Annotated in this window: 1 pseudogene; it reads right to left on the bottom strand. The window is 49.6% G+C overall.

What is annotated here, in order from left to right:
• Positions 1-423 (bottom strand): annotated as a pseudogene (locus DWZ67_RS20550) (hypothetical protein); the annotation flags it as partial.

Consider the following 423-nt stretch of genomic DNA (forward strand, 5'->3'; position numbering starts at 1 on the left):
CTCAACAGAGGATAAAGGCGCCCGTACTCTTTCTCTGCCGATTGATACGCACCTGCATTATACAGCACCCGCGCATTCATCCACTCCCGACAGGCCTGCTCCACTTGCAAGTCATTCTTCAGGCGAAAACCGCCAATGATGCCTACTGATACAGCCAGCCCCAACCATTGCCAACGGTCGGCACCGGACAAGCACGCCACAAGCAATCCTCCAAATGTAACGATAAATACCGGAAGTTGTAGCGGATAGGAGGAAAAAGAAAATATCATCAAGGAAAGAATGGCCCCACAGATACCATAACGTCCTTTACGGACTCCCCTATACAAACACAGCACGACCACAACCAATAGACATACAGCCAAAGGAATACCCAGTTCGACCGCAACCTGCAGATATTCATTGAATGCATATTCCGGACTTCCC

The sequence above is a fragment of the Bacteroides sp. AF34-31BH genome (genome assembly GCF_003602795.1).
Lineage (GTDB): Bacteria > Bacteroidota > Bacteroidia > Bacteroidales > Bacteroidaceae > Bacteroides > Bacteroides uniformis.